The sequence below is a fragment of the uncultured Actinomyces sp. genome (assembly GCF_963526355.1).
GTDB lineage: Bacteria > Actinomycetota > Actinomycetes > Actinomycetales > Actinomycetaceae > Actinomyces.
The window spans coordinates 55,457-70,818 of sequence record NZ_CAUROW010000008.1 but is presented as its reverse complement, the minus strand read 5'-3'; the positions used below and the strand labels follow the sequence as shown (position 1 = coordinate 70,818).

At 68.6% G+C, this 15,362-nt stretch carries 10 protein-coding genes; 6 read left to right on the top strand and 4 right to left on the bottom strand.

Translation table 11 applies throughout. The features are described 5' to 3' along the window. The 4 genes from RWR81_RS03835 to RWR81_RS03820 all read right to left on the bottom strand — a co-directional run. On the bottom strand, positions 1-380 hold a 380-nt coding region (locus RWR81_RS03835), incomplete at its 3' end, for a DUF5682 family protein (RefSeq protein ID WP_314454652.1). Beyond that, positions 377-1,501 carry an AAA family ATPase gene (locus tag RWR81_RS03830; protein WP_314454649.1) on the bottom strand — a complete coding sequence of 375 codons (1,125 nt, stop codon included), beginning with the start codon at positions 1,499-1,501 and terminating at the stop codon, positions 377-379. The genes RWR81_RS03830 and RWR81_RS03835, both read right to left, overlap by 4 nt. 47 nt (positions 1,502-1,548) lie before the next feature. Next, the gene (locus tag RWR81_RS03825; protein ID WP_314454646.1) at positions 1,549-2,541 is read right to left on the bottom strand and encodes an electron transfer flavoprotein subunit alpha/FixB family protein; all 993 of its coding nucleotides are present in this window, start codon (positions 2,539-2,541) and stop codon (positions 1,549-1,551) included. Positions 2,542-2,641: 100 nt separating this feature from the next. After that, positions 2,642-3,400 (bottom strand): electron transfer flavoprotein beta subunit/FixA family protein, encoded by a 759-nt coding sequence (locus RWR81_RS03820; protein WP_314454643.1) that lies wholly within the window; start codon positions 3,398-3,400, stop codon positions 2,642-2,644. 203 nt (positions 3,401-3,603) lie between these two features. Here RWR81_RS03820 and glgX point away from each other — a divergent pair, with 203 nt between their 5' ends. The 6 genes from glgX (at position 3,604) to RWR81_RS03790 (ending at position 14,687) form a co-directional block, all read left to right on the top strand. Next, positions 3,604-5,979, top strand: a complete 2,376-nt coding sequence (gene glgX, locus RWR81_RS03815) for a glycogen debranching protein GlgX (protein WP_314454641.1) — start codon at positions 3,604-3,606, stop codon at positions 5,977-5,979. A 108-nt stretch (positions 5,980-6,087) separates the two neighbouring features. Beyond that, positions 6,088-7,737 (top strand): alpha/beta hydrolase, encoded by a 1,650-nt coding sequence (locus RWR81_RS03810; protein WP_314454637.1) that lies wholly within the window; start codon positions 6,088-6,090, stop codon positions 7,735-7,737. Positions 7,738-7,795: 58 nt separating this feature from the next. Next, the gene (trpS, locus tag RWR81_RS03805; RefSeq protein WP_314454635.1) at positions 7,796-8,908 is read left to right on the top strand and encodes a tryptophan--tRNA ligase; all 1,113 of its coding nucleotides are present in this window, start codon (positions 7,796-7,798) and stop codon (positions 8,906-8,908) included. 114 nt (positions 8,909-9,022) lie between these two features. After that, the gene (locus RWR81_RS03800; protein WP_314454628.1) at positions 9,023-11,155 is read left to right on the top strand and encodes an alpha-1,4-glucan--maltose-1-phosphate maltosyltransferase; all 2,133 of its coding nucleotides are present in this window, start codon (positions 9,023-9,025) and stop codon (positions 11,153-11,155) included. A 155-nt stretch (positions 11,156-11,310) separates the two neighbouring features. Beyond that, the gene (treS, locus tag RWR81_RS03795) at positions 11,311-13,086 is read left to right on the top strand and encodes a maltose alpha-D-glucosyltransferase (RefSeq protein WP_314454658.1); all 1,776 of its coding nucleotides are present in this window, start codon (positions 11,311-11,313) and stop codon (positions 13,084-13,086) included. Beyond that, the gene (locus RWR81_RS03790; RefSeq protein ID WP_314454625.1) at positions 13,086-14,687 is read left to right on the top strand and encodes a phosphotransferase; all 1,602 of its coding nucleotides are present in this window, start codon (positions 13,086-13,088) and stop codon (positions 14,685-14,687) included. The genes treS and RWR81_RS03790 overlap by 1 nt, the downstream gene beginning before the upstream one ends. Positions 14,688-15,362 lie beyond the last annotated feature (675 nt).

Genomic DNA, 15,362 nt, shown 5'->3' with positions numbered 1-15,362 from the left:
TCATCATCTCGAAGGCAGGCGCTGCGGTCGATGAAGACGGCCTCGGCCCCGTGCTCACCCGCCCACCGCAGAGCGACCCACTCCGGGGAGAACTCGGCCAGCGGGTAGTAGGAGGCGGCGCGCTCCCCCAAGGAGAGCAGCGCGACCGGCGGAATGGTCGCCGGGTCCTGGAGGGCAGGCAGAAGGGCCGTGTACTCGGCCGGCCCCTCGATGAGGACCGCAGTGGGACGCACCTCCTCCAGGAGTGCTGACAAGGCCAGCGCGCAAGCCGGCGAGTGGTGACGGATCGGGACGAGGTGCACCCCCGCCCTGCCCCAGTCCTGCTGGGACTCCAGGGCGCGTTGGAGTCGGGCTGGGACCTGCGTCGTCGGGGCGCTCACTCCCACAGTCCTTGAGAAGCGGTCAGGAAGTCCTTCCACTCGGCACTATTCGCAGCGCGCTCACGCACCACCGAGTCGACGTAGAAACGCATGCGCTTGGCGTCCTCGTCATCGCCCTTGAGGGCCACCCCCACCATCTGACGGGCGATGTCGGAGGCCTGCACCACGCCGTCACCGAGGTAGCGCGCGCTCAGGGAAGCGGCCACACCGACGTTGACGGCCTCAGCAGTGGACATGACGGTCTCAGGGCGTTTGACCGGGGTCCCAGTCACCGTCGCCCCGGTGCGCAGATCGGCGAAGGCGGTGACCAGGACGTCGAGCACCTTCGGGTTCATGGGGGCGCGCTGCTCACCGAGTTCGGTGTCCAGGGCTCGGGCGATGAGCCGGGCCTCAAAGGTGCGGTCGGCAATGGGACGGACCGTCTCGAAATTGAAGCGCCGCTTGAGCGCGGAGGACATCTCGTGGACGCCACGGTCCCGCAGATTCGCGGTGGCGATGACGTTGAATCCCTGAGCCGCGCTGATGCGGAAGCCGTCTCCTAGCTCAGGGACCATGAGCTGTTTCTCGGAGAGCACCGAGACGAGCGTGTCCTGGATCTCGGGCGGGCAGCGGGTGATCTCCTCGAATCGCACAACGGCGCCGTGCTCCATGGCCTGGTAGACCGGTGAGGGCACCAGGGCCCTGCGCGTGGGTCCCTCGGCGATGAGAAGCGCATAGTTCCACGAGTAGCGGACGTGGTCCTCAGTGGTACCCGCCGAGCCCTGGATCGTCAGGGTCGACGCCCCGCAGATCGCGGCTGCGAGCAGCTCGGAGAGCATGGACTTCGCAGTTCCCGGCTCACCGACGAGCATGAGTCCTTGGCGACCCAGCAGCGTGACGATCGCCCGATCGACCAGGGGATCGTCTCCGTAGAACTTCCGGATGATACCGAGCTTCTCGTCTCCGATGATGAAAGCGCGCACGGAGCGGGGCGACAGGCGCCAGCCCTGGGGAATCTCCGCACCGGCCTCGGCGTCTGCGGCGGCCAGAGAGGTCAGCTCATCGGCCCACTGCTCCTCAGCCGCAGGACGCAGCACCTTAGTGGTCCCAGGCTCCGGCCAGTCAGCTGATTCTGCGGTCATCGCCCCTCCCCGGACCGATCGGTGCTACCCGTGTGCCCGCTGGCGGCTCAACCGCGCAGCTTGGCGAGCTCCTCGACGAGCTGGGGCACGACTTCGGTGACGTCACCGACCACACCGAAGTCGGCCATCTCAAAGATGGGGGCCTCGGAGTCGTCGCAGATCGCCACCACGGTGCCGGCGCCCTGAATACCGCTGGTGTGATGAACGGCACCGGAGACGCCGAGCCCGATGTACAGACGCGGGGAGATGGTCTCACCGGTCTGACCGATCTGGGCGCTGCGCTCTATCCAGCCCTCGTCGCAGGCCACGCGGGTGGCGCCGACGGCGGCGTCGAGCGGCTCGGCCAGGGAGCGGACCAGGTCGAAGTCTCCGTCCACGCCGCGGCCGCCCACGACGACGGTGCGCGCCTCACTCAGGGCGGGACCGGAGGCGACGGAGGCGGTCTCACGTGAGACGAGGCGCACGGCGGCGGTCTCTGCGCTGACAGGAACCTCGAGGGGCTCGGCTGTCAGGGGCGCGCCCTCGGCTGCGGCGACCTCTGCGATCCCGGGACGCACGGCGATGATCGGAGCGCCACCGCCCGAGCCGACGCTGGCGGTAGTGGACCAGGAGCCGGACAGAACCAGCTTGGAGGCGCGCAGCTCAGAGTCGCTTCCGCTACCAGAGGCCTCCAGGGCGGTGACGTCGGAGACGCAGGCCGAGCCGAGCAGGACGGCGGCTCGCCCGGCCAGCTCCTTACCGCGGTAGTCGGAGACGACCAGGACCGCCGCGGGTCGGACGGTGCCGACGGCCGCCACCACGGCGTCGGCCCCGAAGGCCGGGAGGTGGGCGGACTCGCCCAGGTCGGCGGTCAGCAGGCGGGTGGCTCCTGCACCGGACAGGGCAGTGGAGACCGGCTCGGCGAGGGGCTGAAGGGTCAGGGCGACGACGTCGCCGCCGGTCAGCTCCCGGGCGGCGGTGAGCAGCTCCAGGCTGGGACCGGTGGGGGCGGCCTCGGTGGTCTCGAGGTCGACGAGGACGAGAAGGGGGGCATCGAGCACGTGAATCAGCTTCTTTCGCGAGTGGTATGAGGCGGACGGGCTGGCGCTGCGGCGTCCAGCACCCCTGCCGGGAGACGTGAGCGGGCGCTGCGGCCGGCCGTCAGACGAGCTTGTTCTCCACGAGCCAGGTGGCGAGCTCGCGGCCCGCCTCTCCGGCGTCGGTACGGATGATGCCGGCCTCGCGAGCGGGCCGGGCCTCGTCCTCAACGATTCTCACGGCCGGGTCGGTGACCTGAAGGCCGAGATCGGAGGTGTCCCAAAAGTCGATGGGCTTCTTCTTCGCGGCGCGCATGGCGGCGAAGTTGGGGTAGCGGGGCTCGTTGGCCTGGTCGGTGACGCTGACGAGTGCGGGCAGCGGAGCGCTGACGACCTCGCGGACGGTGCCCACGGTGCGAGTGACGGTCACGGCACCACCGTCGACCTCGAGGTGGTTGGCCAGCGTCAGGGCCGGAAGGTGCAGGGCGGCGGCCAGGGCGCCGGGAAGCATGGAGGTCAGGGAGTCCAGGGAGGCCATCCCGGTGACGACCAGGTCGACCTCGCCGATGCGCTCGATGGCGGCGGCCAGGACCCGGGCGGTGGTGACGACGTCGGCGCCGGCCAGGTCGTCGGCGGCGACGACGACCCCGGAGTCGGCCCCCATCTGCAGGGCGCGACGCACCCCGTCCTCAGCGTCCTCGGGTCCCATGGTCAGGGCGATGACCTCGCCGTCGGCCTCCTCGGCCAGGGCGACGGCGGCCTCGACGGCGTTCTCGTCGAGCTCGTTGAGGACGTCCTCCTCGCCGCGCACGAGGCGACCGTCCTCGATGCGACGCTCGGACTGGACGTCGGGAACGTGCTTGATGCAGACCACGATTCTCATGGGCTCAAGGTTGCCATAACAGCGGCATCTCGCCACTGAGCGCTCAGTCACCCTGACACGGCGTCAGGACAGGGATGAAGACGACGCGATGATGACGAGGCAGTCACGGCGGGTCGGCTAAACGCGACGGGGCGCACTCCCACGAGGGAGACCTCACTTCCCTTCAAGTGGTAGCAACCAGCGGCCGCCAGGACAATGGGCCCATGCCTTCGACGCCAGAGCCCGCTCCAGCACCGCGCGCCGACCTGCCCGCAGCTCCTGACCACGGGCTGGGCGTCACCCTGAACGGAGACGGCGCGGACTTCGCGGTTCACGCCCCGCACGCCACGGCCATGGACCTGTGCCTGCTGACCACGGATGCCGACGGCGCCGTAGTGGAGGAGACCCGGATCGGGATGCACGGGCCCTCGCGGGGCCTGTGGAGCGCGCACGTCCCCGGCGTCGGTGCCGGTCAGCGCTACGGCTACCGCGCCCACGGCCCCTGGAACCCGCACGAGGGCCTGCTCTACAACCCCCGCAAGCTGCTGCTGGACCCCTACGCCCGGGCCCTGGACGGCCATGTCGACCTGGGGCCGGCCGTCTACGCCCACGAGGTCACCGACGACCTGGTCCCTGCGGCCGAGCCGTGGAGGCCCTCGCGCCTGGACTCTGCCGGCAGCACCGCCGTCGGCGTTGTCACCGGTGACACCTTCCCGGTGGTTCCGGGCCCGCGTGTGCCCCGCGAGCGCGCCGTCATCTACGAGGCCCACGTCAAGGGCCTGACCTATCAGCTGCCCGGGGTGCCCGAGGAGCTGCGCGGCACCTACGCGGGGCTGGCCCACTCGGTGACGGTCGAGCACCTCAAGGCCCTGGGGATCACCACGATCGAGCTGCTGCCGATCCACGCCTCGGTGAGCGAGCCCTTCCTGACCAAGCGGGGCCTGAGCAACTACTGGGGCTACTCCACGCTGAGCTACTTCGCGCCCGAGCCCTCCTACGCCACGGCCGCGGCGCGTGCGGCCGGCCCACAGGCGGTCCTGGACGAGGTGCGCGGCATGGTCTCCATGCTCCACGAGGCCGGCCTGGAGGTCGTGCTCGACGTCGTCTACAACCACACCTGCGAGGGCGGTGTCGACGGCCCCTCCTTGAGCCTGCGCGGCCTGGACAACCTGGACTACTACCTGCACGCCCCCTACCTGCCGGCGCAGTACATGGACGTCACCGGCACCGGCAACACGGTGGACTTCCGGGCCACGGGTGCGATCCGACTGGTCCTGGACTCGCTGCGCTACTGGGTCACCGAGGTCGGCGTCGACGGCTTCCGCTTCGACCTGGCCACCGCCCTGGGTCGCCATGCCGCGGAGTTCTCGCCGCGTCACCCGCTGCTCACGGCGATCGCCACGGACCCGGTGCTCAGCACCGTCAAGCTCATCAGCGAGCCCTGGGACGTGGGGCCCGGCGGCTGGCGCACCGGCCAGTTCCCCGAGCCCTTCCAGGACTGGAACGACCACTTCCGCGACACCACGCGCTCCTTCTGGCTGCACGACGCCTCGGAGATCTCGAAGGGACGTCTGGGCTCGGACCTGCGGGACCTGGCCACGCGCCTGTCGGGCAGCGCGGACCTGTTCAGCCACGGGGAGTTCCCCGGCGGTCGCGGCCCGCTGGGCTCGATCAACTTCGTGGCGGCCCACGACGGTTTCACCCTGCGCGACCTGGTGGTCTACGACCACAAGCACAATCTGGCCAACAAGGAGGACAACCGCGACGGCAACTCCAACAACCGCTCCTGGAACCACGGCTTCGAGGGAGACGTCGTCGAGGGCATCAACGGTGGACCGATCGAGGTGCTGCGCCGCAGGTCGATGCGCAACCTGCTGGCCACTGTGCTGCTGAGCGCCGGGACCCCCATGCTGGTGGCCGGCGACGAGATGGGGCGCACCCAGCAGGGCAACAACAACTGCTACTGCCAGGACTCGGTGCTGTCGTGGGTGGACTGGAACCTGGAGGTCTGGCAGCGCGATCTGGTCGCCACGACACGCTTCCTCATCCACTTGCGCCAGACCCACCCGGTGGCGCGCCCCTCGCGCTTCGCGACCGGGCAGGTCCTTCAGGGAGACACGATCCCCGACCTGGCCTGGTACCGGGCCGACGCCGCACCGATGGACGGGGACTCCTGGCACGATCCGCACACTCGCGTGATCCAGATGCTGCGCTCGGGCCACCCTTGGAACGACGACGACATGCTCGTGGTCATCAATGGAGCCCTGGACCAGGTCGACGTCGTCCTGCCCGATGGCCGCGGCACCGACTGGCACCTGGCCTGGGACTCGACCTGGGCGGTCCCCCAGCCCCACACGGCCCCCTTCTCCCAGGCGCGTCGTGTCAGCCGCCCGCAGAGTACGGAGGCGGACGCTCCAGTCGAGACCGACGACCCCGACGGTCACACCGCCGAGAGCCTCACGGACTGCCACCAGGACCGCCCCTGGGACACGACGACGCTGGAACCGCTGTCCCTGCGGGTCTACTTCTCAGGCGAACCCTTGGAGAGCCTGACGGCGGGCGCCAAGACTGACCGGTGTGGGCAGGTCGCAGCTCGGTAGACCACCGCTCACGTCATAGGCTAGTGCCCGATGCCGTTTTTTTCACCTTCTGTTGAAAACGCCTGGGACCGGCTTCGTCCAAACCCAGCAGGTCTGGTTCTGGGCTCAGTGTTCTTCGTCCTGGCACTGACACCCTCGCTCATCCCCCGCGACATCTTCTTCCAGGGGGCGGCCAGCGGGGTCAGTGCGGCGACTGGTTACCTGTTGGGGGTGTGGTTGTCATGGAACTGGCGCACCTGGGTGAGCGCGGTGGTACGAGTCCTGTGGGAGGCCAGCGGTCGGAGCCTTCCGTCCTGGGCGTCCCGGTGGAAGCGGCGTGTGGAGGTCACCCTGACTATCGTCATGGTGGTGGGCCTCAACGCGATCCTGCTGCGGGCAGTGCACTGGCAGCAGCAGATTGCCGAGCTGACTGATTCCCGCGCCTATACGCCTGTGCAGTACCTGCTGGTCTTTCCGGTGGGGTTCGGCATCTGGACGGCCTTGGTAATGGTGGGACGAGGCTTTCTGCGTCTGGAGACCTGGTTGCGACGGCTGCTGCCCCAGCGGCTGCCATTACTGGTGCGGTCGGTATCCTCCTGGATCATCGTGCTGGCGCTGATTTTCACCCTAGTCAACCAGGCGATTCCGGGCATCATCACCCGGGCTGCCGAGTCGGCCTTCTCCGTGCGCAACAGCACCGATCCGCCCTCGACGCCACGGCCGGCGGCGGCCGAGCGCTCAGGATCACCGGACTCCCTCGTGGCCTGGGAGACTCTGGGGGCCTACGGCAAGCGCTTCGTGGGTCGAGGCCTGAGCGCTCAGAGACTTGAAGAGGTGACCTCCCGACCTGCCAGTGAGCCGATTCGCGTCTACGCAGGACTGGAGAGCGCCAGTAACGATGATGCGCGCGCCGCACTGGTCGTTGACGAGCTCAAGCGCACCGGGGCGGCCTCCCGTTCGGCGATCATGATCGCTCCGACGACGGGGACCGGATGGGTGGATCCGGTAGCCGCCCTGTCTTTAGAGGTGCTGTACGACGGCGACACGGCGATCGCCGCCGCCCAGTACTCCTACCTGCCCTCAATCGTGCAGTTCATCGCCGATACCGACAAGGCACGGGCCTCGGGCAAGGCATTGGTGAACGCGGTCGTCTCCTGGTGGAAGACGCTTCCAGAGGGGGGTCGTCCCCGGCTGCTGTTGTACGGGGAGTCGATGGGGGTCCTGGCCGGCGAGGCCGCCTTCGACGACTTGGCAGACGTCCTGGACTCGGTCGACGGCGTCCTGTGGGTGGGACCGCCAAACTCCTCACGGTTATGGCGCGACCTGGTGGCGCGGCGCGACCCCGGCACGCGAGAAGTGGATCCCACCTACTCTGCGGGCTTGACGGCTCGCTTCGCTCAGGACGAGGAGGATTTGCGCTCCTTCGCGGGTGACGCGTCCTGGAGCGAACAACGAATCCTGTACATCCAGCACGCAAGCGACCCGGTGGTGTGGTGGTCACCGAGCCTGATCCGAGAAAGCCCTGACTGGTTGCTGGAGCTACCGGGGGCTGACCGCTCCCCCGCGATGCGCTGGATGCCCTGTATCACCTTCCTTCAGGTGACTGCGGATATTCCTCGAGCAATGAATGTGCCCGAGGGGCACGGGCATCGCTACGGCTCAGAGATCCTGGACGGGCTGGCCCTCATCAGCCACGACGACTCGTTCACACCCGAGCGCATGACTCAGGCCCGTCAGGAGCTGGAGCGGGCCCTGGCCACCCAGCCCGCTGACGACTGAGGCACGGATCGAACCGCCACCGTCAAGGCCTGATAACCGCACCCCCTAGGATGAGGCCATGACTCAGACCCCCACCGCGGCCGAGGAGACCCTGGCCAACGCCACCAATGACGCCTCGCTGGCCCGATCGATCGCCCGCTCCGCCGAGATCGAGGCCGATATCGCCGTCAACCCCGACCGCTACCGGATGTTCACCGGGGTGCGCCCCACCGGGAACATGCACCTGGGCCACTACTTCGGCACCATGCATTCCTGGAAGACGATCCAGGACGCGGGCGTGGACACCTGGATCCTCGTGGCCGACTACCAGGTCATCACCGACCGCGATGGCGTCGGTCCCCTCCGCGAACGCGTTCTGTCCCTGGTCACTGACGCCCTGGCTGTGGGCGTGGACCCGCAGCGCTCGACGATCTTCGCCCACTCTGCGGTCCCGGCCCAGAACCAGTTGATGCTGCCCTTCCTGTCGCTGGTCACCGAGTCCGAGCTCCACCGCAACCCGACGGTGAAGTCCGAGCTGGAGGCCACTGACGGACGCGCCATGAGCGGTCTACTGCTCACCTACCCGGTCCACCAGGCCACCGACATCCTCTTCTGCCAGGCCAACCTTGTCCCCGTGGGCAAGGACCAGCTCCCGCACCTGGAACAGGCCCGGCTCATCGCTCAACGCTTCGACAAGCGCTACGGACGGGCCGTCAAGGACCACCCGGTCTTCCGCCGCCCCGAGGCCCTGCTCAGCCAGGCCCCGATGCTGCTGGGCCTGGACGGGGAGAAGATGAGCAAGTCGCGGCACAACACGATCGAGCTCCGCATGAGCGCCGACGAGACCGCCAAGCTTCTCAAGAAGGCCAAGACGGACTCCGAGCGCGTCATCACCTACGACCCGGACGGGCGCCCAGAGGTGGCCAACCTGCTGATGCTGGCCTCCCTGTGCGGTGCGGGCACGCCCGAGGAAATCGCCGAGCGCATCGGCGACGGCGGTGCGGGCGCGCTCAAGAAGATCACCACGGAGGCCGTCAACGAGTTCTTCGCCCCCATCCGGGCTCGGCGAGTCGAGCTGGCCGCCAACGAGGACTATCTCCTGGAGGTCCTGGGGCAGGGCAACACCCGGGCCAATGAGGTCGCCGAGAAGACACTCAACGACGTCCGCATCGCTATGCACATGGACTACTGAGCCTGCCGGCTCCGGAGTTCCTTTCGGGCCGGTTCGCGACGCGCGTACCGGCCCGATCGGCGCCGCACGGCTGGGCATGTGACTCAGGTCGTTTCTCACCGTAGTCTTGCCTCTGTGACTCCTAACACGACACCCAAGGCCGGCAAGAAGCAGTCCACCCGTCCCTCCAAGTCCACTGCCGATCCGAGCAACGTGTCCGCAGCGGCCGAACCGACCGTGGCGAGCGGTCCGCAGCCGGCCCAGCACTCGCTGATCGGCCGGATCCCGGTCACCGAGGTCTTCCCCGTCGTCGAGGACGGGCGCTGGCCGGCCAAGGCCGTCGTCGGGGAGGTCATCCCGGTCCGCGCCACCGTCTTCCGCGAGGGGCACGACCGCTACGGAGCCACCGCGGTCCTGGTGCGCCCCGACGGCAGCGACGGCCCGAGTGCCCGCATGCACGACATCGCCCCGGGGCTGGACCGCTATGAGGCATCCCTGGCGCCCGACGCCCCCGGGGACTGGCGCTTCCGCGTCGAGGGCTGGTCGGACCCGTACGCCACTTGGAGCCACGACGCCGGCATCAAGGTACCGGCCGGGATCGACGTCGAGCTCATGCTTGAGGAGGGCGCCCGCGTCCTGGACCGGGCAGCGGCCATCGAAGGCCGTGACGAGGAGGGCGTCAAGGCCCTCAACGACGCCGTGTGGATCATGCGCGACCCCTCCAACCCCGTGGGAGACCGCCTGGCGGCCGGCCTGGCCGAGTCGGTCAAGGCCACCCTGGAGCGCCTGCCGCTGCGCGACCACATCTCCCCCACCGCCGAGTACCCCCTCCAGGTGGACCGCGAGCGCGCCCTGATCGGCTCCTGGTACGAGATCTTCCCGCGCTCGCTGGGTTCGGGGGTCAGCGAGGACGGCACCTGGCACTCGGGGACGCTGCGCACCGCCGCCGAGCGCCTGGACCGCATCGCGGCCATGGGCTTCGACGTCCTCTACCTCACGCCCATCTCCCCGATCGGCCTGACCAACCGCAAGGGCCGCAACAACACTCTGACGGCCCGGCCCGGCGACCCCGGCTCCCCCTACGGCATCGGCTCGCCCGACGGCGGGCACGACGCCATCCACCCCGACCTGGGCACCTTCGAGGACTTCGACGCCCTGGTGGCCCGTTCGCGCGAGCTGGGCATGGAGGTGGCCCTGGACCTGGCCCTCCAGTGCTCCCCGGACCACCCGTGGGTGACCGAGCACCCGGAGTGGTTCACGGTCCTGGCCGACGGCTCCATCGCCTACGCGGAGAACCCGCCCAAGAAGTACCAGGACATCTACCCGCTCAACTTCGACAACGACCCCGAGGGCATCTACCAGGCGGTCCTGGGGGTCGTGCACGCCTGGATCGCGCACGGGGTGACGATCTTCCGGGTGGACAACCCCCACACCAAGCCCCTGGCCTTCTGGCAGCGGCTCATCGCCGAGATCCACACCGAGTCCCCGGACGTACTGTTCCTGGCCGAGGCCTTCACCCGCCCCGCCATGATGCGCACCCTGGGCATGATCGGCTTCCACCAGTCCTACACCTACTTCGCCTGGCGCAACACCAAGGAAGAGCTCATCGAGTACATGATGGAGCTCAGCAAGGAGACCGCACACCTGCTGCGTCCGGCTTTCTGGCCCACCACGCACGACATCCTCACCCCCTTCATGACCAACGGAAAGGTGCCGGCCTTCAAGCTGCGCGCCGTGCTGGCGGCCACGCTCTCACCGACCTGGGGCATCTACTCCGGCTACGAGTTGGCCGAGTCCACGCCGCGCCCCGGCTACGAGGAGCAGATCGACAACGAGAAGTACGAGTACAAGCCGCGTGACTTCGCCGACGCGCGCCGCAACGGCATCGAGGACCTCCTCACCCGTCTCAACGCCGCCAGGGCATCCCACCCCGCCCTGCGCCAGCTGCGGGACATTTACTTCCACCCCACGAGCGATGACCAGATCATCGCCTACTCCAAGCGGGTGGACGCCTTCCACAGCCCCACGGGCAGGGACGACGTCGTCCTGACGGTGGTCAACCTCGACCCGCACGGGGCACGGGCCGGCGAGGTCTATCTCAACCTGGAGGCCTTGGGCTTGCCGGCCTGGGTGGACGCCTCACGCCCGGTGGTCAGGGTGACCGACGAGCTCACCGGAGACTCCTACGAGTGGTCCGGGCAGAACTACGTGCGTCTCGATCCCTTCGCGGGACAGGTCGCCCACGTCTTCTCGGTGGAACCGCTGTGAGCGCAGGTCCGATGAGTATCGCGCCGACGCCGGCCAGCGGTGAGGTGCCGGTTGGCCAGATTGGTCAGGCCATGCCCTTCGGCCAGGCGGCACCGACGTCGCCCCCCGTCCCGGCGCCGATGTCGGCGCTCCCCACCCCCAGCGGCGGGATCCCCATGCCGATGACGGTGGCACCGCAGATCCCCGGCGTACCGGTCCTGCCCGCCCAGGCCCGCCCCGGTATCAGCGCGGACCCCGAGTGGTTCCGCACGGCCGTCTTCTACGAGGCGCTGCTGCGCTCCTTCGCCGACTCCGACGGCGACGGCATCGGGGACCTGCGCGGGCTCATCTCCCGCCTGGACTACCTGGCGTGGCTGGGCGTGGACTGCGTGTGGATCCCGCCCTTCTACCCCTCGCCCATCCGTGACGGCGGCTACGACATCTCCGACTACACGGCCATCGACCCGCGCTACGGGACGATGGAGGACTTCCGCGAGCTGGTCCACCAGGCCCATCAGCGCGGGATCCGCATCGTCATCGACATGGTCGTCAACCACACCTCCGACGCCCACCCCTGGTTCCAGGCCTCCCGCTCGGACCCGGAGGGCCCCTACGGGGACTTCTACGTGTGGGCCGACGACGACTCCGGCTACGACGACGCCCGCATCATCTTCGTGGACACCGAGGAGTCGAACTGGGCCTACGACGTCGAGCGAGGCCAGTTCTACTGGCACCGCTTCTTCTCCCACCAGCCCGACCTCAACTACCGCAATCCGGCGGTCATCGAGGCGATCCACGACGTCATCCGCTTCTGGGCGCGCACCGGGGTGGACGGCTTCCGCCTTGACGCCATTCCCTATCTGACCGAGTCTGAGGGCACCAACTGCGAGAACCTGCCAGGCACCCACGAGATCATTGCCGGCATCCGCGAGATGCTCGATCGGGAGTTCCCCGGGACGATCACGCTCGCCGAGGCCAACCAGTGGCCCGACGACGTCGTGGAGTACTTCGGCACCGAGGAGGCGCCCGAGTGCACCATGTGCTTCCACTTCCCGGTCATGCCACGCATCTTCTACGCGCTGCGCCAGGGCTCGGCCGAGGCCATCCGCTGGGTGCTGGAGAAGACCCCCGACATTCCCGCCCACGGGCAGTGGGGGACCTTCCTGCGCAACCACGACGAGCTGACCCTGGAGATGGTCACCGACGCAGAGCGCGACCAGATGTATGCCTGGTACGCCCCCGAGGAGCGCATGCGCGCCAACATCGGGATCCGGCGGCGCCTGGCCCCGCTCCTGGACGCCTCGCGCTCCGAGGTCGAGCTGGCCTACGCCCTGCTCCTGTCCCTGCCGGGCAGTCCCTGCCTCTACTACGGCGACGAGATCGGCATGGGCGAGAACATCTGGCTGGAGGACCGTGACGCCGTGCGCACTCCCATGCAGTGGGACGACTCCCCCAACATGGGCTTCTCCACCGTCGTCGACCCCGGTGCGCTGACGCTTCCGCTCATCCAGGCCCCCGGCTACGCGCACCTGACGGTGGCCACTGAGATGGCCCGGCCCGACTCGCTGCTGCAGTTCACCCGGCGGATCCTGCACCTGCGCCGCGCCCATCCCGTCCTGGGACGCGGGAGCTTCCTCCTGCGCCCCACCAGCGATGACGCCGTCCTGGCGCACACGCGCTGCGACGAGGCGCCGGTGGAGGGGGCAGAGACCCTTCTGTGCGTCTCCAACCTCTCGGCCACCCCCCGGTCGGTGACGATCGAGGTTCCTGAGCTGGCGGGCAGGGGCACCACGGATCTGTTCGGGGGCTGCGCCTTCCCGCCCGTTGACGAGCGCGGCCGCCTCACCCTGACGCTGGGAGCGCGCGGATACTACTGGCTGTCCGTTGACCGGACTGAGCCCGACGACGCCCCCCAGGGCGACCACGACAACCACCCGACCGAGGAAGTCTGATGCCAAACGAGCCGATCTCCGCCGCACCGCAGCCCGCCACCGTGCCGGCACACTCCCTGCGCAGCGCCCAGGCCCCGTCGACCTGGCCCACCAATGCCGAGATCCTCGCTGCGCTGGGACCGTGGATGCTCCAACGGCGCTGGTTCCCGCTCAAGGGGGACGCCGCACCGCCCCTGGGCTCCCTGCGCGTGATCGCAACCTGGGAGCCGGAGGAGGGGGTGCGAGACCTCGTCATCGCCGCCCTACGGGGCAACCAGGCCGAGACCGGTCACCGCGACGGGATGGTGCTGCTGCACGTACCGGTGGTCCTGGAGGCCGCCGAGGCGCTCGACTCCTTCGCCACCCCCGGTGAGGCACCCGGCAACCACGGCCTGCTGGTGACCACCGGCTCTCAGGGGTCACCCACGCAGGTGGCGCTCGTCGACGGCGCCCACCACCCGGCCTTCTGGCGGGCCTGGGCCCTGAGCACGCTGAAGGCGGGCACCGTCCTGAGCGAGGCCGGAGCCCTGGCCATCGCCCAGCGGGCGCCGAGGCTGCGGGTGACCACCGGGGAGCAGTCCAACACCTCCGTCATCCTGCCGGCCCCTTCCGACCCCGCCGAGGCTCTTGGGGAGCAGGACGCCGCCACCGGTGACCTCATCGTCAAGCTCCTGCGGGTCCTGGAGCACGGGCGCAATCCCGACGTGGAGCTGTCGGTGGCCCTGGCCCGCAGCGGCTGGGACCGGGTGCCAACGCCGGTGGCCTGGTCCACCATGACCTGGACGCGCATGGGCGGCTGCGGCCAGCCCGCCCTGGAGGAGTCCACCGACTCGGCCGTGGCCTGCAGCTTCGTCCCCCGCGCCGACGACGGCTTCGAGCTGTTCTGCTCACTGGCCTCCACCGACGACGTCGACGGACCGGTGCGGGCCCGCGCCGTGGAGCTGGCCCGGGATCTGGGACGCACGACCGCGCAGATGCACCACCACCTGGCCGCCTCCCTGGGCACGAGCCGGCCGCCCTCACCTGCCGAGCTCGCGGCCGCCCTGCGCAAGCGCGCCCGGTGGGCGCTGGAGGAGGTGCCCGAGCTCTCCGGCCACATCCGCGCCCTGGAGCTCAAGGTGGAGCAGGCCTTGGCACGTCTCGAGGAGCTCCCCGCCCTGGAACCGACCACCCGTATCCACGGGGACTACCACCTGGGGCAGGTGCTTCACGAGATCGACGGCCAGCAGCGCTGGTACGTCCTGGACTTCGAGGGCGAGCCCCTGCGCCCCCTGGCCGAGCGATCCGACCCCGATCTTCCGGCCCGGGACGTGGCCGGGATGCTGCGCTCCTTCGACTACGCCGCTGCCGTCGGCAAGGCCTCCCACCCCGACTGGCTTCCCGCCGTGCGCACCGCCTTCGAGGAGGGCTACCGGGAGGAGATCGCGCCCGAGAGCACCTCGCAGTCCTCACCGCAGGCCACCGCGCAGGCGGAGGACTCGCGCCAGACCGTGCTGACCTGTCTGGAGCTCGATAAGGCCCTGTATGAGGCCGTCTACGAGGCCCGTAACCGTCCTGACTGGCTGGGCATCCCCGTGGCCGGGATCGAATCCCTACAGCCAACCGCACCCGACGCCGGGTAAAGGCGCCCACCAACGCCGGCTGCTTCTCATAGTGGATCCTCAAGATCCTCCGCGGCCGGGGCGTGTGACCGGCACACCGGACAGGTCACCGCCCCGGCCTTCGCTTATGTCGAGCGCTACCGCATACGACCCAACGAGCAGGCACCGAAGTCAGGTGAAGAGCCCCACGCGACTGCACATATGTCGTCGACACCGTGGGAGCACCCGCCGGTAGATGCACCCGGCACCTCACCGCCGTAGTCATATCCAGCAACCCAACGCATGCAATTCTCTCCCTCAATCGGACACCTTCCATCAGAACAACTTACGAATTCTGGGGCGGACCAACGACACCGAACAGCCATTTCCTTAAATACACAACAGTTCTCAACCCCTTCGAGAAAATTCGACAAAACCCCTCGACCGCTTGACGACACGGTCATGGCGTGCATATGATTTCTACGCAAAGTTCATTTTCCCCCAACATCCCATCGCCCCGAGAATGGAGAGTTTTCGCACATTAGCGAACTCTGAACCTACTTCAGTGGAGCATTCATCCACTTGAACCTACAGAGTCGACAGCGACTCTAAATTGCACGAAAACACTACTGAACTCTACTCACAACTTTTACGGACGACCGGAAAACCAGCAACCCAGCTAAGAAAGAACAATCGATCACTCACCCCCTTAATTCA

Bases quoted from the DNA above. Each gene is read 5' to 3' on its own strand.
- RWR81_RS03820 (WP_314454643.1), bottom strand. From the start codon at position 3,400: ATGAGAATCGTGGTCTGCATCAAGCACGTTCCCGACGTCCAGTCCGAG.
- RWR81_RS03830 (WP_314454649.1), bottom strand. From the start codon at position 1,501: ATGACCGCAGAATCAGCTGACTGGCCGGAGCCTGGGACCACTAAGGTG.
- glgX (WP_314454641.1), top strand. From the start codon at position 3,604: ATGCCTTCGACGCCAGAGCCCGCTCCAGCACCGCGCGCCGACCTGCCC.
- RWR81_RS03790 (WP_314454625.1), top strand. From the start codon at position 13,086: ATGCCAAACGAGCCGATCTCCGCCGCACCGCAGCCCGCCACCGTGCCG.
- trpS (WP_314454635.1), top strand. From the start codon at position 7,796: ATGACTCAGACCCCCACCGCGGCCGAGGAGACCCTGGCCAACGCCACC.
- treS (WP_314454658.1), top strand. From the start codon at position 11,311: ATGCCGATGACGGTGGCACCGCAGATCCCCGGCGTACCGGTCCTGCCC.